This is a genomic window from Paracoccus jeotgali, from assembly GCF_002865605.1.
GTDB lineage: Bacteria > Pseudomonadota > Alphaproteobacteria > Rhodobacterales > Rhodobacteraceae > Paracoccus > Paracoccus jeotgali.
In genome coordinates, this window is sequence record NZ_CP025583.1 from 1,666,471 (window position 1) to 1,685,433 (window position 18,963).

19 protein-coding genes and 1 tRNA gene are annotated in these 18,963 nt (G+C 65.2%); 4 read left to right on the top strand and 16 right to left on the bottom strand.

All coding sequences use genetic code 11. The features are described from left to right. Positions 1 to 53: 53 nt before the first annotated feature. The 10 genes from CYR75_RS08175 to CYR75_RS08220 form a co-directional block, all read right to left on the bottom strand. Complete coding sequence (locus CYR75_RS08175) at positions 54 to 350, bottom strand: 50S ribosomal protein L23 (RefSeq protein ID WP_101499597.1); 297 nt, start codon at positions 348 to 350, stop codon at positions 54 to 56. Next, positions 347 to 967: a 50S ribosomal protein L4 gene (rplD, locus tag CYR75_RS08180; protein ID WP_101499598.1), complete on the bottom strand. Its 621-nt coding sequence runs from the start codon at positions 965 to 967 to the stop codon at positions 347 to 349. The genes CYR75_RS08175 and rplD overlap by 4 nt, the downstream gene beginning before the upstream one ends. Then, the gene (rplC, locus tag CYR75_RS08185) at positions 964 to 1,830 is read right to left on the bottom strand and encodes a 50S ribosomal protein L3 (RefSeq protein WP_101499599.1); all 867 of its coding nucleotides are present in this window, start codon (positions 1,828 to 1,830) and stop codon (positions 964 to 966) included. Before rplC ends, rplD begins: the two co-directional genes overlap by 4 nt. A gap of 12 nt (positions 1,831 to 1,842) precedes the next feature. After that, positions 1,843 to 2,151: a 30S ribosomal protein S10 gene (rpsJ, locus tag CYR75_RS08190; RefSeq protein WP_042247848.1), complete on the bottom strand. Its 309-nt coding sequence runs from the start codon at positions 2,149 to 2,151 to the stop codon at positions 1,843 to 1,845. Positions 2,152 to 2,362: 211 nt separating this feature from the next. Further along, positions 2,363 to 2,899 (bottom strand): HNH endonuclease, encoded by a 537-nt coding sequence (locus tag CYR75_RS08195; RefSeq protein WP_158644615.1) that lies wholly within the window; start codon positions 2,897 to 2,899, stop codon positions 2,363 to 2,365. 196 nt (positions 2,900 to 3,095) lie between these two features. Then, positions 3,096 to 4,271, bottom strand: coding sequence for an elongation factor Tu (gene tuf / locus CYR75_RS08200; protein WP_101498624.1), 1,176 nt, complete (start codon positions 4,269 to 4,271; stop codon positions 3,096 to 3,098). 63 nt (positions 4,272 to 4,334) lie between these two features. After that, positions 4,335 to 6,458, bottom strand: a complete 2,124-nt coding sequence (fusA, locus tag CYR75_RS08205; RefSeq protein WP_101499601.1) for an elongation factor G — start codon at positions 6,456 to 6,458, stop codon at positions 4,335 to 4,337. A gap of 14 nt (positions 6,459 to 6,472) precedes the next feature. Then, positions 6,473 to 6,943: a 30S ribosomal protein S7 gene (rpsG, locus tag CYR75_RS08210; RefSeq protein WP_101499602.1), complete on the bottom strand. Its 471-nt coding sequence runs from the start codon at positions 6,941 to 6,943 to the stop codon at positions 6,473 to 6,475. 12 nt (positions 6,944 to 6,955) lie between these two features. Beyond that, positions 6,956 to 7,327 (bottom strand): 30S ribosomal protein S12, encoded by a 372-nt coding sequence (gene rpsL / locus CYR75_RS08215; protein ID WP_022705687.1) that lies wholly within the window; start codon positions 7,325 to 7,327, stop codon positions 6,956 to 6,958. A gap of 281 nt (positions 7,328 to 7,608) precedes the next feature. Continuing rightward, complete coding sequence (locus tag CYR75_RS08220) at positions 7,609 to 8,973, bottom strand: ATP-binding protein (RefSeq protein ID WP_101499603.1); 1,365 nt, start codon at positions 8,971 to 8,973, stop codon at positions 7,609 to 7,611. A 61-nt stretch (positions 8,974 to 9,034) separates the two neighbouring features. On the opposite strand from CYR75_RS08220, the gene CYR75_RS08225 reads away from it, so the two are divergent. The 3 genes from CYR75_RS08225 to CYR75_RS08235 all read left to right on the top strand — a co-directional run bounded on the left by CYR75_RS08225 (position 9,035) and on the right by CYR75_RS08235 (position 10,475). Continuing rightward, positions 9,035 to 9,874: an MBL fold metallo-hydrolase gene (locus CYR75_RS08225; RefSeq protein ID WP_101499604.1), complete on the top strand. Its 840-nt coding sequence runs from the start codon at positions 9,035 to 9,037 to the stop codon at positions 9,872 to 9,874. A 59-nt stretch (positions 9,875 to 9,933) separates the two neighbouring features. Next, positions 9,934 to 10,008 (top strand) — tRNA-Asn (locus CYR75_RS08230). Between the two features lie 86 nt (positions 10,009 to 10,094). Next, positions 10,095 to 10,475, top strand: coding sequence for a hypothetical protein (locus CYR75_RS08235; RefSeq protein WP_101499605.1), 381 nt, complete (start codon positions 10,095 to 10,097; stop codon positions 10,473 to 10,475). A gap of 259 nt (positions 10,476 to 10,734) precedes the next feature. On the opposite strand, the gene CYR75_RS08240 is transcribed toward CYR75_RS08235, so the two are convergent. The 5 genes from CYR75_RS08240 to CYR75_RS08260 all read right to left on the bottom strand — a co-directional run bounded on the left by CYR75_RS08240 (position 10,735) and on the right by CYR75_RS08260 (position 15,690). Further along, positions 10,735 to 11,982: an extracellular catalytic domain type 1 short-chain-length polyhydroxyalkanoate depolymerase gene (locus CYR75_RS08240; RefSeq protein WP_101499606.1), complete on the bottom strand. Its 1,248-nt coding sequence runs from the start codon at positions 11,980 to 11,982 to the stop codon at positions 10,735 to 10,737. Positions 11,983 to 12,008: 26 nt separating this feature from the next. Then, entirely contained in the window at positions 12,009 to 12,401 is a 393-nt protein-coding gene (locus tag CYR75_RS08245; protein WP_101499607.1) for a CopG family transcriptional regulator, read from the bottom strand. Positions 12,402 to 12,497: 96 nt separating this feature from the next. Then, positions 12,498 to 13,328, bottom strand: coding sequence for a methyltransferase, TIGR04325 family (locus CYR75_RS08250; protein ID WP_225972646.1), 831 nt, complete (start codon positions 13,326 to 13,328; stop codon positions 12,498 to 12,500). After that, complete coding sequence (locus CYR75_RS08255) at positions 13,325 to 14,863, bottom strand: oligosaccharide flippase family protein (protein WP_101499609.1); 1,539 nt, start codon at positions 14,861 to 14,863, stop codon at positions 13,325 to 13,327. Before CYR75_RS08255 ends, CYR75_RS08250 begins: the two co-directional genes overlap by 4 nt. A 2-nt stretch (positions 14,864 to 14,865) precedes the next feature. Further along, complete coding sequence (locus tag CYR75_RS08260; protein ID WP_101499610.1) at positions 14,866 to 15,690, bottom strand: sugar transferase; 825 nt, start codon at positions 15,688 to 15,690, stop codon at positions 14,866 to 14,868. Positions 15,691 to 15,853: 163 nt separating this feature from the next. Here CYR75_RS08260 and CYR75_RS16045 point away from each other — a divergent pair, with 163 nt between their 5' ends. Then, on the top strand, positions 15,854 to 16,093 hold the full coding sequence (locus CYR75_RS16045) for a hypothetical protein (protein ID WP_158644616.1): 240 nt from the start codon (positions 15,854 to 15,856) through the stop codon (positions 16,091 to 16,093). Here CYR75_RS16045 and CYR75_RS08265 read toward each other — a convergent pair. Beyond that, a complete protein-coding gene (locus CYR75_RS08265) occupies positions 16,075 to 18,963 on the bottom strand; it encodes a condensation domain-containing protein (protein ID WP_158644617.1) in 2,889 nt (962 codons plus the stop codon). The two genes, CYR75_RS16045 and CYR75_RS08265, sit on opposite strands and share 19 nt — an antisense overlap.

The window sequence follows — 18,963 nt, forward strand, 5'->3', positions numbered from 1 at the left end:
CAGATGCGTCTGCGGCCCCCGCGCCGGCGGAGGCCGCTGTCTTTCCGTCTCGATCACAGACCGCTGGTCATGTCGATCGAGTTGCCTTCTTCCAGCGTCACATAGGCCTTCTTGACGTCCTTGCGGACACCCGGACGGCCCCGGAAACGCTTGACCTTGCCTTTGGTCACGGTGGTGTTGACCGCCTTGACCTTGACGCCGAACAGGCTTTCCACCGCATCCTTGATCTGCGGCTTGTTCGAGTCGATGGCGACTTCGAACACGAAAGCATTGCTCTCGCCGGCCATGGTGGCCTTTTCTGTGATGACCGGCTTGCGGATCACGTCGTAATGTTCAGCTTTCGCGCTCATTTCAGGCGAGCCTCCAGAGCTTCGACACCCGCGCGCGTGATCACCAGCGTGTCACGCTTGAGGATGTCATAGACATTCGCACCCATCGACGGCAGCACGTCGACGCCTTCGAGGTTGCGCGCGGCGCGGGCGAAATCTTCGTTCACCTCGGTGCCGTCGATGACCAGCACCCGCTTCCAGCCATTCTCACGGACCGCCTTGGCGACGGCTGCGGTCTTGGCATCGGCGAGGTTCAGATCCTCGATCACGAACAGCTCGCCCGCGGTGGCCTTGGCCGACAGCGCATGACGCAGACCCAAAGCGCGGACCTTCTTGGGCAGGTCGAACGCGTGGCTGCGCGGAACCGGACCCTTGTAGATGCCGCCCTTGCGGAAGATCGGCGCACTGCGCGCACCGTGGCGAGCGCCGCCGGTGCCCTTCTGGCGATAGATCTTCTTGGTCGAATACGACACTTCGGACCGGCCGAGCGTCGAATGCGTCCCCTGCTGCGCCTTGGCGCGCTGCCAGCGCACCACGCGCTGCAGCAGATCGCCGCGCGGCTCGAGGCCAAAGATCTCGTCCGACAGCTCGATCGTCCCGGCCTTGCCGGAATCCAGCTTGATTACGTCGAGTTTCATTCCTTGTTCTCCCCTTCCGGCGCGGCGTCGCCCTGCTCGGCCTTGTCGGCCTCGATCGAGGCTTCGGCTTCCTGCAGCGCGGCTTCCTGGGCAGCGGCTTCGGCTTCCAGAGCAGCCTGACGGGCGGCTTCTTCCTCGGCAGCGGCGGCGGCAGCAGCCTCTTCGGCCATGCGCTGAGCTTCCTTCAGCTTCGAACGGGTCGCAGCCGGGGTAATCAGGTTTTCAGGCAGTTGCTTCTTGACCGCGTCCTTGATCGTGACCCAGCCGCCACGCGAACCGGGCACCGAACCCTTGACCATGATCAGCCCGCGCTCGCTGTCGGTGCGGATGACCTGAAGGTTCTGGGTGGTGACACGGACGGCGCCCATATGGCCGGCCATCTTCTTGCCCTTGAACACCTTGCCCGGGTCCTGGCACTGACCGGTCGAACCGTGCGAACGGTGGCTGACCGACACGCCGTGCGAGGCACGCAGACCGCCAAAGTTGTGACGCTTCATCGCGCCCGCAAAGCCCTTGCCGATCGAGGTGCCGGCGACGTCGACGAACTGACCGGCAAAGTAGTGATCGGCGACGATCTCTTCACCGACCTCGACGAGGTTGTCCTCGGAGACGCGGAACTCGGCGATCTTGCGCTTCGGCGCGACACCGGCCTTGGCGAAATGGCCGCGAACCGGGGCCGTGACGCGCTTGGCCTTGGCATCGCCCGCACCCAGCTGAACTGCGACATAGCCGTCACGATCCGAGGTGCGCTGCGCGACGACCTGCAGATTGTCGAGATGAAGAACGGTCACCGGAACCTGGCGGCCGTCTTCCATGAACAGCCGGGTCATGCCCAGCTTCTTGGCGATAACACCCGTACGCATGACGCTTCCCCTTTAAACCTTGATCTCGACATCCACGCCGGCGGCGAGGTCAAGCTTCATCAGGGCGTCCACGGTCTGGGGCGTGGGGTCCACGATGTCCAGAAGCCGCTTGTGCGTGCGGATCTCCCACTGGTCGCGCGACTTCTTGTCGATGTGCGGACCACGCAGGACGGTGAATTTCTCAATCTTGTTCGGCAGCGGAATCGGACCGCGAACGGTCGCGCCGGTGCGCTTGGCGGTGTTGACGATTTCCTGGGTGCTGGCGTCCAGCACGCGGTAATCGAACGCCTTCAGCCGAATGCGGATATTCTGACTTTGCATCGTCATCCCTCGGTCGTTGAGGGTTCGAGTCGAGAGGCTGACGACACACCACGCGGCGCCAGCATCGGACCTTGTGAAAAAACTGCAAGGCCGCCCCCATAGCGGGCGGCCCTGTCAGGTGCAACCGATTCGTGCGCGAGTTGGCTGAAGCGGCGGCGATGGGGGCTTATCGTGTCATTGTCCCCCAGTGTCAAGTCCAAGAGGATCTTCGCTATGAAAGCAGCCGTGTCAGCCCGTCCCACTCGATTGTCATCGGCGCGCGTTCTCGCGGATCGGACAGGTCGAGCTGATGAAGCGTGTAGTTGTGCTTGCCGAAATTGCAAAGGCCACAAGAGATCACGACATTCTCCGCATCCGATCGTCCGCCGTGACTATGCGGAACGACGTGGTCGTATTGCAGCCATAAAGCGGCGAAGCCTGCATGTTGACGACGCAGATCAGTCGTGACCCACGGGACAGCGACCGGGTATAGCAGGTGCGCACGTTTGCGAACCTGCGCCGGGATCACTCGGACGCTGCAGTAACGGCAGCGATACCCATCCCTGCCCAGAACCTCTCTCCTGACCTGCGCACAGATGGTTCGGTCCGGATCCCGATCAGCCTTGGGAACGGCTACGCTGTCACCGACAGGCGCGATCTCTACGACGTTCTTTTCCACGTCGAACCAGCACGGATTCAGCCAGAAGAAAACCGACAAACTGTCTGCTGCTCGAAAATGCCGGGCAGCGTCTTTGTCATCGCCAGCCAAGTGCGCATCTATTGCCCGCCTCAGACGATCTGCAGCGGCGTGCACTGCCTTAGTGGGGTCTTTGATACAGTTTCTCATCCGACGTCACCGCAAGCCATCTCGGGTCATCCAGACGTAGCGCTATCATTGGAGTCAGGCCAACGAAAAAGGCCCGCCCCCTGCGGGACGGGCCTTCAATGTCGCGATAGCTGTCAGATCACTCGATGATCTTCGCCACGACGCCGGCGCCGACGGTGCGGCCGCCTTCGCGGATGGCGAAGCGCAGCTTTTCTTCCATCGCGATCGGGGCGATCAGCTCGACCTCGAACTTCAGGTTGTCGCCCGGCATCACCATTTCGGTGCCCTCGGGCAGCATCACCGTGCCGGTCACGTCCGTGGTGCGGAAGTAGAACTGCGGGCGGTAGTTGGCGAAGAACGGGGTGTGGCGGCCGCCCTCTTCCTTGGTCAGGATATAGGCCTCGGCTTCGAACTTGGTGTGCGGCTTGACCGAGCCGGGCTTGCACAGCACCTGGCCACGCTCGACGCCGTCACGGTCGATGCCGCGCAGCAGCGCGCCGATGTTGTCGCCCGCTTCCCCGCGGTCGAGCAGCTTGCGGAACATCTCGACGCCGGTGCAGATGGTCTTTTTCGTCGGGCGGATGCCGACGATTTCCAGCTCGTCACCCACGTTGACCGCGCCACGCTCGACCCGGCCGGTGACCACGGTGCCTCGGCCCGAGATCGAGAACACGTCCTCGATCGGCATCAGGAAGGGCAGGTCGACGGCGCGCTCGGGCGTCGGGATGTATTCATCCACCGCCTTCAGCAGCTCGCGGATCGAATTCTCGCCGATTTCCGGGTCGCGGCCTTCCAGGGCGGCCAGCGCCGAGCCCTTGATGATCGGGATGTCGTCGCCGGGGTAGTCGTACGAGGACAGCAGCTCGCGGACCTCCATCTCGACCAGTTCGAGCAGTTCCTCGTCATCCACCTGGTCGACCTTGTTGAGGTAGACGACCATGTAGGGGATGCCGACCTGACGGCCGAGCAGGATGTGCTCGCGGGTCTGCGGCATCGGACCGTCGGCGGCGTTCACGACCAGGATCGCACCGTCCATCTGCGCCGCGCCGGTGATCATGTTCTTGACGTAGTCGGCGTGGCCGGGGCAGTCGACATGGGCGTAGTGGCGGTTCTCGGTCTCGTACTCGACATGGCTGGTCGAGATGGTGATGCCGCGCGCCTTTTCCTCGGGCGCCCCGTCGATCGCGTCATAGGCCTTGAAATCACCGAAATACTTCGTGATCGCAGCGGTCAGCGTCGTCTTGCCGTGGTCGACATGGCCAATCGTGCCGATGTTGACGTGCGGCTTGTTCCGTTCAAACTTTGCTTTTGCCATAGGGGCCAAGCTCCTGATAATCGATTGCGTTGGTGGCGGGGGTCACCCCCCGCCCTGCCCTTGTCAGGCAAATTTCTTCTGGATCTCGTCCGAGATGTTCTGCGGCACGGCGTCGTAATGGTCGAACTGCATCGTGAACACTGCGCGGCCCGAAGACATCGAGCGCAGGTTGTTGATATAGCCGAACATGTTGGCCAGCGGCACGAAGGCGTCGATGACGTTCGCGTTGCCGCGGCTGTCCTGACCCCGCACCATGCCCCGACGGCTGGTCAGGTCGCCGATGATCGAACCGGTGTATTCTTCCGGCGTCACCACCTCGACCTTCATGATCGGTTCCAGCAGCTTGGCCCCGGCCTTGCGCAGACCTTCGCGCATCGCGGCACGAGCCGCGATTTCAAAGGCCAGCACCGACGAGTCGACGTCGTGGAACGCACCGTCGATCAGCGCGACCTTGAAGTCGATCACCGGGAAGCCCGCCAGCGGACCGGAGTCCATCACCGACTTGATGCCCTTTTCGACGCCCGGGATGTATTCCTTGGGCACCGAACCACCGACGATCTTGCTTTCGAACGAATAACCTTCGCCCGGCTCGGTCGGGGTGATGACCAGCTTGACGCGGGCGAACTGGCCCGTACCACCGGTCTGCTTCTTGTGAGTGTAGTCGATCTCGGCTTCGTTCGAGATGGTCTCGCGATAGGCGACCTGCGGGGCACCGATATTCGCCTCGACCTTGAACTCGCGCTTCATGCGGTCGACCAGGATGTCGAGGTGAAGTTCGCCCATGCCCTTCATGATCGTCTGGCCCGATTCCAGATCGGTTTCGACGCGGAAGGACGGGTCTTCGGCGGCCAGGCGCTGAAGGGCGAGGCCCATCTTTTCCTGATCGGCCTTGGACTTCGGCTCGACGGCAATCTCGATCACCGGCTCGGGGAAGGACATGGTTTCCAGAACCACCGGCTTGGCCGGGTCGCACAGGGTGTCACCCGTGGTGGTTTCCTTCAGCCCCGCCAGCGCGATGATGTCGCCGGCATGTGCCTGGTCGATTTCCTCGCGGTTGACGGCGTGCATGACCATCATCCGGCCGACGCGCTCGCGCTTGCCCTTGGTCGAGTTCATCATCTGGTCGCCCTTCTTCAGCGCGCCCGAATAGATGCGCGTGAAGGTCAGCGAACCGACGAAGGAGTCGTTCATGATCTTGAACGCCAGCGCCGAGAACGGCTCGTCGTCCGAGGCATGACGCTCGATGTTGCGGGTCTCGGTCTCGTCACCGGGGGCGAAGCCGACATAGGCCGGCACGTCCAGAGGCGAGGGCAGATAGTCCACAACCGCGTTAAGAAGCGGCTGCACACCCTTGTTCTTGAACGACGAACCAGCCAGCACCGGGAAGAAGGACAGCGACAGCGTGCCCTTGCGGATCAGCGCGCGCAGGGTGTCCTCGTCAGGCTCGTTGCCTTCGAGATAGGCTTCCATCGCCTCGTCGTCCTGTTCGACGGCGAGTTCGATCATCTTGCCGCGCCATTCCTCGGCCAGGTCCTGAAGCTCTTCGCGGATCGGCTGACGGATCCAGCTTGCGCCCAGATCCTCGCCGCGCCAGACCCATTCTTCCATCTTGACCAGATCGACGATGCCTTCCAGCTTGTCCTCGGCGCCGATGGGCAGAGCCACCGGGCACGGGGTCCCGCCGGTGCGGTCCTTGATCATCTGGACGCATTTGAAGAAGTCGGCGCCGATCTTGTCCATCTTGTTGACGAACACCAGACGCGGAACCTTGTAGCGGTCGGCCTGGCGCCAGACGGTCTCGGTCTGCGGCTCGACGCCGGCATTGGCGTCCAGCAGCGCGATCGCGCCGTCCAGAACCGCCAGCGAACGCTCGACCTCAATGGTGAAGTCGACGTGGCCGGGGGTGTCGATGATGTTGAAGCGCATCTTTTTCGACTGGTCGGGCACGAAGTCAGTGTCTTCATGACGCTCCCAGAAGGTCGTGGTCGCCGCCGACGAGATGGTGATCCCGCGCTCGGCTTCCTGTTCCATGAAGTCCATCGTGGACGCACCCTCGTGGGTTTCGCCCATCTTGTGGTTCTTGCCGGTGTAGAACAGGATACGCTCGGTCGTCGTGGTCTTGCCCGCGTCGATATGGGCCATGATCCCAAAGTTGCGGTAACGCTCCAGCGGATATTCGCGTGCCATAGGCTTTCCCCCGTTTACCAGCGATAATGGCTGAACGCTTTGTTGGCGTCGGCCATCTTGTGGGTGTCTTCGCGTTTCTTCACGGCGGTACCGCGGCCATTGACGGCGTCGGCAAGTTCGCCGGCAAGACGCTCTTCCATTGTGTTTTCGTTGCGGTTCTTGGCCGCGGTGATCAGCCAGCGGATCGCCAGCGCCTCGCGGCGGACGGGGCGGACCTCGACCGGCACCTGGTAGGTGGCACCACCGACGCGGCGCGAACGCACCTCGACCGAGGGCTTCACGTTGTCGAGGGCCTCGTGGAACACCTCGATCGGGGCGCGCTTGAGGCGGACTTCGACACGTTCCAGCGCGTTGTAGACGATGCGCTCGGCGGTCGATTTCTTGCCATCGACCATCAGGTTGTTCATGAACTTGGTCAGCACGCGATCGCCATATTTGGCGTCGGGCAGCACTTCGCGCTTTTCAGCGGCGTGACGACGGGACATCTGGTTATCTCCTTATTTCGGACGCTTCGCGCCGTATTTCGAACGACGCTGACGACGATCCTTGACGCCCTGGGTATCCAGCACACCGCGCAGGATGTGGTAACGGACACCCGGAAGGTCTTTCACGCGCCCGCCACGGATCAGCACGACGCTGTGTTCCTGCAGGTTGTGCTTTTCGCCCGGAATATAGGAGATGACCTCGAAACCATTCGTCAGGCGCACCTTGGCAACCTTGCGCATGGCCGAGTTCGGCTTTTTCGGCGTCGTGGTATAGACGCGGGTGCAGACACCGCGTTTCTGCGGGCAGCCCTGAAGGTGCTGCGACTTGCTGCGCTGCACTTTCGGCTGCCGCGGTTTGCGGATCAGCTGTTGGATCGTCGGCATTCGGTTCTTCCCGTTGCTTACTGTCAATACTCGCAGCAAACCTTGCTGCGCCACTTCTCGACAACGTTCCGCGCGAATCGCGAAACGCAAAATCCCGTCCGGTCCCCGATCCCGGGTCGCGGCGGGTTTTCCCCAAAATTCATGGCCTTGTGAAAAAACGCGGCGATGAGTCTGGCTGCCAGTTCAAGACCCGGTCATGACGAACATGTGCAGGGTCTGGCGGCATATAGAGGCTGGGTCAGGCCAAGTCAACCAGAGCCGGGCCGCCGCGCCGCGGCCCGTCACCGCGCGACCAGCGTGATCTCGGCCCGCAGCCCGCCCAGATGCGGGCTCTGGTCCAAGCGCAACTGCCCGCCATGGCTGCGCGCGGCGTCGGCGGCGATGGCCAGTCCCAAGCCCGCCGCACCGCCCCCTTGCGGGCGCGAGCGGGCCTTGTCCAGCCGCGAGAAGGGCCGCATCGCCTCTTCGCGCAGCTCTTCGGGAATGCCCGGCCCGTCATCCTCGACCGCGATGCGCAGATGGCGGGGGCTGCTGGACAGCCGCAGCTGTGCTTTGGTGCCGTGGCGCACGGCGTTGTTGATCAGGTTCTCGATCGCGCGCCGCATCAGGTCGGGCCGCAGGCTTGCCGCCGGCACACGGGCACCTTGCTTCGTGGTCTCGTCGATCCATGCGATGTTGTGCCCGGCGCGATGGGCGTCCTGCACGATGCGTTCGAGAAACGGCCGCAGCGCCACCGTCTCGGCCGGCCCGTCCTGCGCGGCGTCGCGGGCAAAGGCCAGAAACGCGTTCACCATCTGCGTCATGTCCGACACGTCGCGCTGCATGGCGGCGATCTCTTCCTCGTCCGGGGGCAGGTCCGGCGACAGCATCGACAGCGACAATTGCAGCCGGGTCAGCGGAGTCCGCAGGTCGTGGCTGATCCCGGTCAGCATGATCCCCCGGCTTTCGGCCAGCCGCTCGAGCCGGTTGCGCATATCGACAAAGGCCGCGCCCGCGCTACGGATCTCGGCCGCGCCGCCGGGGCGATAGGGCGTGATGCGCCCGCGCCCGTAATCCTCGGCCGCCAGACCCAGCTGACGGATCGGGCGCAGCTGGTTGCGCAGGAACAGCCCCGCGATCACCGTCATCAGCGCGGCCGTGAACCCCAGCAGCACCAGAAGCTGATGCGGGTTCGAGGCGCTGACCCGCGCCCGCGGAAATGACAGCGTATAGCGCCCATGCCGCCCCGCCAGCCCCAGCCGCACCAGCTTTATATCGCTCAGCGCCACCGCCTGCACCGCGCTGACCCGATCGCGCAGCTCATCCGCGACGATCCGGCCCGAGACATCATAATAAAGCCGCGAATCCGTCAGATCCTCGCCCGGCATGTCGAAGGCAAAGCCCAGCTGCGCCCCCAGCCGCGTCCCCAGCTCGCGCGCGGTGGCGGCGTCGGGGGCCTGATCGACGCTGTCGGCCACGAATTCCAGCCCCGGCGCGACGCTGGCGGTCATCTGGCGGGTGACCCCTTCGAAGTGCCGCTGCAGAAAGGTGACGGTGACGACCAGCACCAGCGTAAAGACCGGCAGCAGCAGGATCAGCGCCGCGCGGCCATACAGCCCGCGCGGCATGAAGCGTTTCAGCCAGCTGAAATCGGGTCCGAATTGCATGGCGCCCCCTTCTCCGGCGGGTTACGTTACAGGCCGGACAGGCCAAGGGAAAGCCGTGACGATGCTGCAGACGATCCTTGCCCCGAACCCCTCGCCGCTGACGGGTCCGGGCACCAACACCTTCCTGATCGGCAGGGATCAGATCGCCGTCATCGACCCCGGCCCCGACATTCCCAGCCACCGCGACGCGATCCTGTCAGCCGGCGCGGGCCGGATCAGCCATATCTTCGTGACCCACGCCCATCTCGACCATTCCGAGGGCGCCGCCGCGCTGGCGCAAGCGACCGGCGCGCCGGTGCTGGCCTTTGGCGACGCGAATTCCGGCCGCTCGGTCGCCATGCAGCGGCTGGGCGAGGCCACCGGCGGCGGCGAGGGCCGCGATCTGGCCTTCCGCCCCGACCTGCTGCTGCGCGACGGTGACGAGGTCACGAGCGACGAGTGGACCCTGCGCGCCATCCACACCCCCGGCCATATGGGCGGCCATCTGGCGTTTCTGTGGGACAAGACGCTGTTTTGCGGCGATCTGGTGCTGGGATGGTCCTCGACGCTGATCTCGCCTCCGGACGGCGATCTGCTGGATTATTTCCGCAGCCTCGACCGGATCGAGCTGCTCTCGCCCACCCACCTGCTGCCCGCCCATGGCGACCCCGTCGAGGCCCCCGGGACGCGTCTGGCCGAGCTGCGCGCCCACCGCCAGGACCGGACCGCGCAGATCCTGCACGCGCTGCAGGACGGCCCCGCCAACGCCACCGCGCTTGCCCAGAGGCTCTATCACGTCCCCGCCGCCCTGATGCCCGCCGCCGCCCGCAGCGTGCTGGCCCATCTGATCGCCCTGACCGAACTCGGCGCCACCACCGCCACCGCCCTTCCCGGCCCGGAAACGCCCTTCTCGCTGCGCTGAAAATTCTTCGAAATACCCTCTGGACGTCCCCGAAACCGGCCGCTATATCACCCCCGTGTTCCGGCGTAGCTCAGCGGTAGAGCAGTTGACTGTTAATCAATTGGTCGTAGGTTCGATCCCTACCGCCGGAGCCAATTTTCAAAAAGTCGAAGAGTAAGTCTGTGCGCCCCGAAGGGGCTTTTTCTCGTTTGTAAGCGACTAAGAGCAGGGATGGCAAAGAGTGGAACTGAAAGAGTTCGTTAAGGCAACACTGCAGTCGCTGCAGGATGCAAGTCTGGAGCTCACCTCCGCAGGCATAAACGTCAATCCTGCCACGGATCGGACAATGCGCGGAACCGACGTCGTTTCCTATTTCAATGGGTTCGTCCCTGTTACAAGCGTCAAGTTCGATGTTGCTGTGACTGAGTCTTCCGCCGACAAAGCAGCTGGGAAAGCCGGCATTTCCATTTTGCCCTTGCGGGCGGAAGCAGGTGGCGAGGTGAGCAACGCTACTCAGAACGCCAGCCGGATAACCTTTGAGATGCGCATCGCCCTGCCTTCAACAAAGGTCGAAGGGGAGACTGAAGAGGTCCCTACGTTTCAGCGTCGCAGCATTCTCTAGAAAACAGTTGGACTGTCCACCGTTGTCACTCCTCCGTCCGAGTTCGCTCACGGTGGAGCCACCATGATAAAACCTGTCGAACTCGGAACGAGCGGGGCTACAGTCTTCATCCAAGCTCAGCCTCTGCGGAGTTGACTGAAACAATCGCACCGCTTCGCGAGGCGTGCGGCTGGTAAGCTCCAGCCGCACGCCTCGCAAGAACGGTCTCATTTGGTCGCGGCCTCGGCAGTCCGCTGCACGACCGCCAGAACCACCCTTCCTACCCCATGAAAAACCGCACCATTTCCGCCGAGGCGTCGGGGCCGCTCGGGTCGGTGAAGCTGCCGTCGGGGCTGCCGCCGGACCAGGCGTGTCCGGCGCCGGTGATGGTCCAGGCTTCGACCACTACCTTTCCGTCGGGGGTCTTGACGATGTCTCGGCTCCACGACCGGTTGGCCTTGGTGGTGCCGGTTTCGCGGCGGGGTTTGCCATGCGCGCCGGCGCCGGTCGAGGCGAAGAGCGCCTTGGCGTTGGAGGGGTGGACGGTCGCATCGGCGCTGCCGTGGAAGATGATCATCCGCACCGATCCTTGCGTTTTAGTAATGCTCCCATTCGGCTGCCCGCGCATGGCGGCGAAGGCCGAGGGCATGTCGTGCGCCGCGCCGTGCGGCAGGCCGGAATGGACGCCGACCGCCCCGAAAAGCTCGGGGTGGGTGGCGGCCAGCGTCGCGGCCATGGCGCCACCGGCGGACAGGCCCGCCGCATAGACGGCGCCCTCGGGGACGGCGAACTCGGCGCGAACCTCGCGGGCCAGCGCGGCCAGCAATGCGGCCTCGCCCGAGGCGGCGCGTTGATCCTCGGGCCGGAACCAGTTCCAGCAGCCCTGCGCGTTATGGGCGCGGGACTGGTGCGGGTAGACAAGGATCAGCCCGTGCCGCTCGGCGTGGCTGTTCATGTCGGTCCCGCAGGCGAAATCATCCGGGTTCTGGGTGCAGCCATGCAGCATCAGGATCAGCCCCTTGGGACCGTCCGGCAGGCTGGACGGCACGAACAGGCGATAGTCGCGCGCACCATGTTTCGAGGTGAAGTGCCGCGTCTCGTAGCACGCGCCCTCGGGGATAGCGGGTGTCTTGCCGCTGCCGGGCAGGCCCTGCGGCAGGCCCGTCAGACCCTGCGGCAGGCCGTTCAGCCCCTGCGGCGACATCGCGCCCAGCTTGCCCAGCATCTGCTGCAGATCCACGCCGCCCTGACCCAGACCCGAGGGCATGGCAAAGCCCGCCATCGGCCCGCGACGCGGCGGCGTTTCCGAGATGATCTCGGCATCCTCGATAGGTGCCTTGGCCCCCGGCTTGACCGAGGGTGCAGGCGGCGCGGCCTTGGCCTTGGCCGCCGGTGCCGGTGCCGGTGCCGGTGCCGGTGCCGGTGCGCCGGTCAGCGCGGCCTGGATCAGACGCGTTGCCTCGGCCGGGTTTCCGGCGCGGGTATGTTCCATCGCGCGGCCAAGCGCCGCGGTAAAGTCGTTGTTCATGTCGTGTGTCTCCGGGGGCTGCGCCCCTAGCTGATGCGGTCCTTGAGAGCCGCCTTGATCTCTGGCCGGGCCTGCAACGCGCCCAGCACGGTCAGCGAGCCGATGGCCTTGCGAGCCAGTTCGACGCTGACATCGGGGGCGATCCGCGCCAACCCGACCACCTTGATATGCAGCACCTCGCCTGCCTCGGCGGTGGCTTCCAGTTCCGCGCGGCTGATGTCGCGCAGGCCCATCTCCAGCGTGTGCCGCTCGATCGAGCGGCTGACCGCGTCGGCTTCGGCGGTCAACTGGTTGCGGATGGCGGTGCGGATGAAATCGCTGCGATTGCCATAGAAGCCTTCCTGCACCAGCAGGTCGATCCGCCCAAGATCGACGTGACCGAGGTTGATCGTGATCTTCTCGTTATCCGTCAGCTTCATCGGCCTGCGCCTCACCTTACCATCCGCGTAGATGGTATATGGATGTATAGTGGCGGGTGTGCAACCCTCTGGGGAATTATTCGTTCACGGCGCCTGTCAGCCCTCAGCCCGGCGCAGCGCGTAGCCGCAGCTTTGGCTTTGACCCTGCCAGGGATGGGTGGGGATCACATGCGCCAGTTCGGGAATCGTCCAGCTATCCGCGATATCATACCCAAGGGCCGAGATGTCGTTAAGCCATTCGCGGCGATTCCGGATCCGATAGGGCACCCGCGCGGTGCCGATCCGCTCGAGCGTGAACAGGGTCGGCCCCTCGCGCACCGCCACCTTGTTGAGCAGGATGAAACGCGGCGGCCGCGGGAACTGCGCGATCAGATCGGCAAAGGGCACATCCAGATATTGCAGCAGCCCGGACCCGAGGAGGATGTCGGGCGTCTCGGCGACATCCAGCCGGTCGATGAAACCGATCTCTGCCGGCAACTCGCCTGCCTTCTGACGCGCACGCGCCGTGCGGATGATCGCAGGCAGGTCATAGACCGTCCAGTCCGTCCGCGACAGATCGAGAAGGCGGGAAAACGCGATGAACTTTGTGCCCATATGCCCGCCGGCATCCAGCAGCGAGCGGCTTTCCGGCAGCCAGCGGTCCAGCCAGAACAGGACGGGATAATCCCAGGCGGCCGTCCGGCACATCCGGGCGAAAGAGACATCCGCAAGCGCCTCGTGATCGTAACCCACATCTCCCAGACGGGCGGCGGCGGCCACCGCCTGCTCGCGGCTGTCATAGGCCCCGGCAAAGCGCGGCGGGCGCGCGGTCGGGGCGCGCAGCCGGGCGACAGCGGCGGCGGGCGCAGCGCGCAGCAGCCGGGCCGCGCCCCTGAGACGGGGCCGCCAGCCGTCAAGCGACCCCATGGCAGCAGATGTGTCGATCATGGCGAGACCTCGACGCCGGGGCGCCTGCGGCGCAGGATGATGGTGACCTGCTGGAAGATGGACTGGTCGAAGACAGCCAGCGCCAGCAGATATCCCGCGCCCCCCGTCAGCCCGACCGCGATGGCCCGCACCAGCGCAGGCAGGCCGGTTCCCGCGAACAGCCGGTCCAGCAGCAGCAATGCCAGCATGCCAAGGATCAGCGGCACGATCAGCGTCGCCAGAGGCCCGACCAGACCGCGCCACGGCACACCAGCCCGGCGGTCGAACAGCCAGAAGGTCGCGACCATGACCATGGCGCAGATCGCGCTTTGGCCCCAGGCGATGGCGATCACGCCGAAGGGCGCCGTCACCAGCGTCAGCAGCACCGAAACCCCCAGGATCGACGCCATGAAGCGCGGCAGATCGCTGACCCGGCCCAGTATCGTCATCAGCGGCTCGGTCAGGATCCCCGGCATCATGATCAGCCGCCCGGCGGCCAGGATCGCCACCAGCACCGCCGCAGGCGTCCATTCCGGGCCCAGCAGCCCCTCGATCAGGGCGTGGTTCATGATCACCAGCCAAAGCAGCAGGGGCGCGCCAAGGGCCATGACGACCTTCAGATGCCGCGTCGCCTGCTCGCGGACCCGCGCCGCCTGATGCGCCGGATCGCCCTGATCGCGGGCCTGACGCAGATGCGCCCACGCAAGCATCTGCGCGGGCACCATGATCAGCTCGCACACCGCGCCGACCAGACGCTCGGCGGCGCGATAGAAGCCGACGGCCGCCGGGCCAAGAAACGCGCCGATGGTCAAGGTGATGAACTGAAAGCGCAGCTGCACCAGCATCCGGCTGGCAAAGAACTGGACCGAGAAGCGCCACAGCTCGCGCAGCACCTCGCGCGGCAGGCCGGGGCGGGGCAACCGCCGCATTGCCAGAAGACCCAGCACCAGCGTCACGCTCTGCGCAGACAGCCGGCCATAGACGAGGGCGAAGACCCCCTGCCCCTGCTGCAGGGCGTAGATGGCGACGACCAGCCCCGCCAGCTCGCCGCCGATCTCGCACAGCGCGCCGGCCTTCAGCCGGTTCATCCACATCAGCACCCCGCGCTGCGCCCGGGAGGCATTGGCCAGCGCCACCCACAGCGCGAACAGCACGCCCAGCATCACCAGATCCTGCCCCAGCCCCAGCAATCCGGCGCCAAGGGACAGCAGCGCACCCAGCACGCCGAAGACCGCACCGTTCAGTATCGCCACGAACAGCACCTGCAACGGCACCGATTCGTCGCCGTCGCGCGACATGATAAACGGCACCCAGGCGACCTCGGCCACGCTGAGCAGCAGGATCGCGCAAGCCGAGACTAGCGAGAACAGCCCGAACTCGGCAGGGCCAAGGATGCGCGCGGCGAGCAGAAAGATCGCGAATTGCGAGACCTGCAGGATGATCCGCTCGGCAATGGTCAGGATCGCATCGCCCGCGGCCTTGTGGCTTGAGGCGTGGCTGGACGCGCTTGTGGCCTGATCCCGTGCCGTCGCAGAATTTCGGAACCGTCCCGGCATGATCAATAGGCACCGTGGCCGGTCAGCACGACGCGCACCGTCCGCAGCAGGATGCGCAGATCCAGCGCCAGCGACATCTCGCGCACATAGCGGACATCCAGCGCCACGCGCTCGCCATAGGTGGTGTTGTTGCGGCCGCTGACCTGCCACAGCCCGGTGATGCCCGGTCGCGCGGCCAGGTAATAGCGGATGAACTGGCCGTAATTGCGCATCTCGGCGCGCACGATGGGCCGGGGGCCGACCAGGCTCATATCGCCGATCAAGACGTTGAAAAGCTGCGGTAATTCGTCGAGGCTCGATTTCCGCAGGATCTTGCCGACGCGGTGGACGCGGGGATCGCATTTCAGCTTTTGCGTGGTTTCCCATTCGTCGCGCAGGCGCGCATCGCTTTCCAGGCAGTCGGCCAGGATGCGGTCGGCGTCGGGATACATGCTGCGGAACTTGAAGCAGTTGAACTCGGTGTCGCCGCGACCGATGCGGCGATGGCCATACAGCACCGGCCCACCATACCGCAGCTTGAGCGTCACCGCGATCAGCAGAATCACCGGCGCGAGGAACATCAGCAGCAGGAAAGAGAGCACCAGATCGAAGGCCCGCTTGGCCAGATCGGCGAGAATTGGCCGGTCGAAACAGGGCTCGACCGGGCCCGCGGCGTCGCCGCTTCCGGCCTCGACCAGATAGATCCGCGGCAGCGGCGGGCCGGAAACCTCCTCTGCCGCGACCGTCGCCGCCCCGGTTATCGTTTGATCCTGCAACAGAATCTGCGGGCCTGCCTGCTGCAGGGCCTCCTTGACCTTATCTGTGACCGCCAGCCGTTCCGACATCATCCACACCCGACGTTTAAAATTTTACTCACTAAGACACTGGTAACGCGGGCAGATACGCATCTGCCCGATTGCATCGCGGCCCCCGCTTATGGCACAACCATGGATGGAGCTTGCGCGGTGGCCGGGTTCCTCTCTGGAACTGACCGCACCAAAGGCAGGGGCCGTGACCGCGCAACGCCGTGACCATTCAGACTATCAGCCACGATCAGAGTGGACCGATGACGAACTCTCAGACCTGCCGGATGGCAGTTGGTATCCATCGGGCGACACCGCGTCGTCGGCAGTGGAAGACCCTGCGGTGACGGCCGGCAGACGCGAGATCGCCGGGCACCAATGGCGCCTGATCGCGATTGCGGCCTGTGCCGCGGTCTGGGGTCTGACAGCCTATGTGACATTGTTCTGACCCTGCCCTTGCGCTGACGCCGTTCCGGGTTTGGCGCCGGCATCCTCGGCCGCAGACAGCAGATCCTCGATCCGCCGGGCGGCTTCATCAATGCCCTGCTTGGCGCGCCTGCCGACATAAAGCTGCGGCAGCGCCTGCGTGACCAGCCGCCCAGTCACCAGCCGCGCCCAACCCATTTCCGGGTCGAAGGGCGGCCGCGTCGGCGTCTCGCGCGTCACGAAGTGCAGCACGGTGCCGTCATAGGGGTCCGGCCTGTGGACGTTGCGGGCGTCGGTCAGATAGTTCACGAACTCCTCCTGCTCCTGATCCATGTCGGTGTTGCGGACCCGCTCGATCAGCCCCAGCTTGACGCCGGCGGTCAGCAGCCCAGTCTTTCGGACCAGCCGGAACGTGCCCAGGAACGCCGACAGCGACTGCTCGCCCGCCAGCACCAGACGCAGCCGGGTTTTCAGGAAATGCAGCCGCCCGAGGATCGCCGCGCTGCGGCTGTCGTCGAGGCTTGCGGCATAGGCCGGCTCCCACACATCCTTCAGGATCACGGCCGCGACCTCTTCGCCCGCGGCCTGCAACTGCCGCGCCACCTCGATCGCGAGGTTGCCATGCACGCAGATGCCGAACAGCGCGTAAGGCCCGTGCGGCTGCGCACTGCGGATCGCCTCTATGCATTCCGTCGCGATCTCTTGGAACGGGCGCGGGGTCAGCTTGGCGCCGCGGTGTTTTTCGAACATCCTGACCGACAGAACGGGCCGCGGGACGCTCATGCCCCGGGCCAGTTCAAAGACCATCTGCGCATTGTTGATCGCGATCAGGGGAATGCCCTCGCCCGCCTCGATCAGCGGCTGAACGCGCCAGAGGCGATCCTCGGCAGGATCGGCCTTCTCCTCCGGCTCGGATTTGTCCGAGATGCTCGCAAGGTGCTGGGCAAGCGCCCGCAAGGTCGGCACATGATAGATCGTGGCGAGGCTGAGGCGTCGCCCGAACTCGCGCTCGATCATCACCAGCATCCGCACCGTCAGCAAGGAATGTCCGCCCAGATCGAAGAAATTTGCCGAGGGCGAGATGTTGTCCAGCCCCAGCAGGTCGGACCAGATCGCCGCCAGCCGCGCCTCGATGTCGGCGGCGGCCGCCATCGGCGAGGGGGCGGGCGCTGCCGGGGTCGGCGCGTATGTGGTCGCGGCGGCGGCCTCGGGCAGAGGCAGGCGATGCCGCGCGATGTTGCCGTTACGGTCACGAGGCAGGTCCAGCAGCACGCTGATCCCGTCCGGGCGGTCGGGTGAACCAGCGGCTTGGTCCAGATGTTCCGCCAGCGCCCGGGGCAGCGCCTCGAGCGGCATCGGCGGCGCGTCCCTGTCCGGCGCGACAAAGGCGTGCAGCCGCTCGGACCCATCGTCGCCGCGATACCGGACCGCGGCGGCCGCGCTGACGCCGCGATGCGCGGTCAGCACGGCTTCCAGATTGTCCAGCCGCCGCGCGGTCTCGGCACGCGCCTGCGGCCCGATGGGGATCAGCGGCAGGTCCGACAGCAGCCTGTCCTCGCCGTCGAAGGCGAATTGAAACGCCGCCAGCCACGCCGCCAGCAGGTCCTGGGCTGTCTTGCGGTCGAACAGATCGGTGCTGTGTTCCAGCGTCATCCGCCAGCCGCTCGCCCGTCCGATCAGCACGAAATTAAGGTCATAGATCGCCCCCGGCGCCTGCGACGGCGAGCTGGACAGTTCGAAGTCGCCGTAGCGCGCCGTTTCCATGAACACTTGCTGCAGAATGAAGTTGATCGAGATCAGCGGCGTACGCGAAGGGTCACGCGGCGGGTTCGCGATCTCGACCAGCTTGTTGAACGGCACCGGGTGGCCCGTCAGCGTGTCCTGCAGGGTCTCGCGGACATGGTCCAGATGCAGCGCCATGGTGCGATTTTGGGCGGTGTCGAAGCGCAGAATGACATTGTCGATGAACACGCCGATCAGCGGCTCCAGATCGACCTCGGACCGTCCGGCGACCTGGCTGCCGAACAGCACCTCGGGCGCGCCGGTGAGGCGCGAAAGCAGGGCGGACAGCACGGCGGCACCATATCCGAACGGGGACATCGACCGGGCCCGCGCGGCGGCCCGCAACCGCTCGCCAAAGGCCGGGGGAAGCTCGGTCGTGACAAGGGCACAGGCGGGGCTGCGCTGAAGAGAGCGCGGGAAGTCGGGTTCAAGCTCGAAATAGGGCGCGTCCCGCAACCTGTCGTGCCACGGCGCCAGCTCGGCAGCAAAGGGCGCGCTTTCGGCATATTCGCGCTGCCACAGCGCGTAATCACCATATTGCAGCGGCAATTCCGGCAAGTCGGCGGTCACGCCCTTCTGGAAGGCCGCCGCCAATTGCCCGACCTCGCGGCCCAGAACGCCGATGGACCAGCCGTCGAAACAGATGTGATGCACCGTGATCGCCAGCAGCGCGCGGTCGTTCGACAAGCGGATCAGGGTCGCGCGCAGCAGGCCCGGCTGGGCCAGATCGAACGGCATTCGCGCGTTTTCCATCGCAATTGCGTCGATCCGATCCTCTTGCTCGGCCTGCGGGGTGTTGCGGATGTCGATCTCCGACAGATGGAAGGGCGCCGAGGGCATGATCTGCTGAACCGGCCGGCCATCCTTCAACAGATACCGGGTCCGCAGGATCTCGTGCCGCGCGATGACGCCCTTGAAGGCCGCCTCGAACGCCGCAGCGCTGAATTTTCCGCTGACGTTCCAGCGAAAGGCGATGTTCAGGGCCAGATTGCCGGGGTCCATGCGGTCGAGAAACCAGAACCGCTCTTGCGTGGCCGAGCAGGGCAGCAGCTCGCTGCCCGCATCGGGTGCCAGCGCATCGTCAAAGTCTTCGGTCGGTCCAATCGGCAT

Excerpts from the sequence above, each read along its gene's own strand:
- tuf (WP_101498624.1), bottom strand. The coding sequence starts at position 4,271 with ATGGCAAAAGCAAAGTTTGAACGGAACAAGCCGCACGTCAACATCGGC.
- rplD (WP_101499598.1), bottom strand. The coding sequence starts at position 967 with ATGAAACTCGACGTAATCAAGCTGGATTCCGGCAAGGCCGGGACGATC.
- fusA (WP_101499601.1), bottom strand. The coding sequence starts at position 6,458 with ATGGCACGCGAATATCCGCTGGAGCGTTACCGCAACTTTGGGATCATG.
- CYR75_RS08250 (WP_225972646.1), bottom strand. The coding sequence starts at position 13,328 with ATGATCGACACATCTGCTGCCATGGGGTCGCTTGACGGCTGGCGGCCC.
- CYR75_RS08175 (WP_101499597.1), bottom strand. The coding sequence starts at position 350 with ATGAGCGCGAAAGCTGAACATTACGACGTGATCCGCAAGCCGGTCATC.
- rplC (WP_101499599.1), bottom strand. The coding sequence starts at position 1,830 with ATGCGTACGGGTGTTATCGCCAAGAAGCTGGGCATGACCCGGCTGTTC.
- CYR75_RS08265 (WP_158644617.1), bottom strand. The coding sequence starts at position 18,963 with ATGCCGATTGGACCGACCGAAGACTTTGACGATGCGCTGGCACCCGAT.
- rpsJ (WP_042247848.1), bottom strand. The coding sequence starts at position 2,151 with ATGCAAAGTCAGAATATCCGCATTCGGCTGAAGGCGTTCGATTACCGC.
- CYR75_RS08220 (WP_101499603.1), bottom strand. The coding sequence starts at position 8,973 with ATGCAATTCGGACCCGATTTCAGCTGGCTGAAACGCTTCATGCCGCGC.
- CYR75_RS08255 (WP_101499609.1), bottom strand. The coding sequence starts at position 14,863 with ATGCCGGGACGGTTCCGAAATTCTGCGACGGCACGGGATCAGGCCACA.
- CYR75_RS08245 (WP_101499607.1), bottom strand. The coding sequence starts at position 12,401 with ATGAAGCTGACGGATAACGAGAAGATCACGATCAACCTCGGTCACGTC.
- rpsL (WP_022705687.1), bottom strand. The coding sequence starts at position 7,327 with ATGCCGACGATCCAACAGCTGATCCGCAAACCGCGGCAGCCGAAAGTG.
- CYR75_RS08225 (WP_101499604.1), top strand. The coding sequence starts at position 9,035 with ATGCTGCAGACGATCCTTGCCCCGAACCCCTCGCCGCTGACGGGTCCG.
- rpsG (WP_101499602.1), bottom strand. The coding sequence starts at position 6,943 with ATGTCCCGTCGTCACGCCGCTGAAAAGCGCGAAGTGCTGCCCGACGCC.
- CYR75_RS08240 (WP_101499606.1), bottom strand. The coding sequence starts at position 11,982 with ATGAACAACGACTTTACCGCGGCGCTTGGCCGCGCGATGGAACATACC.
- CYR75_RS08260 (WP_101499610.1), bottom strand. The coding sequence starts at position 15,690 with ATGATGTCGGAACGGCTGGCGGTCACAGATAAGGTCAAGGAGGCCCTG.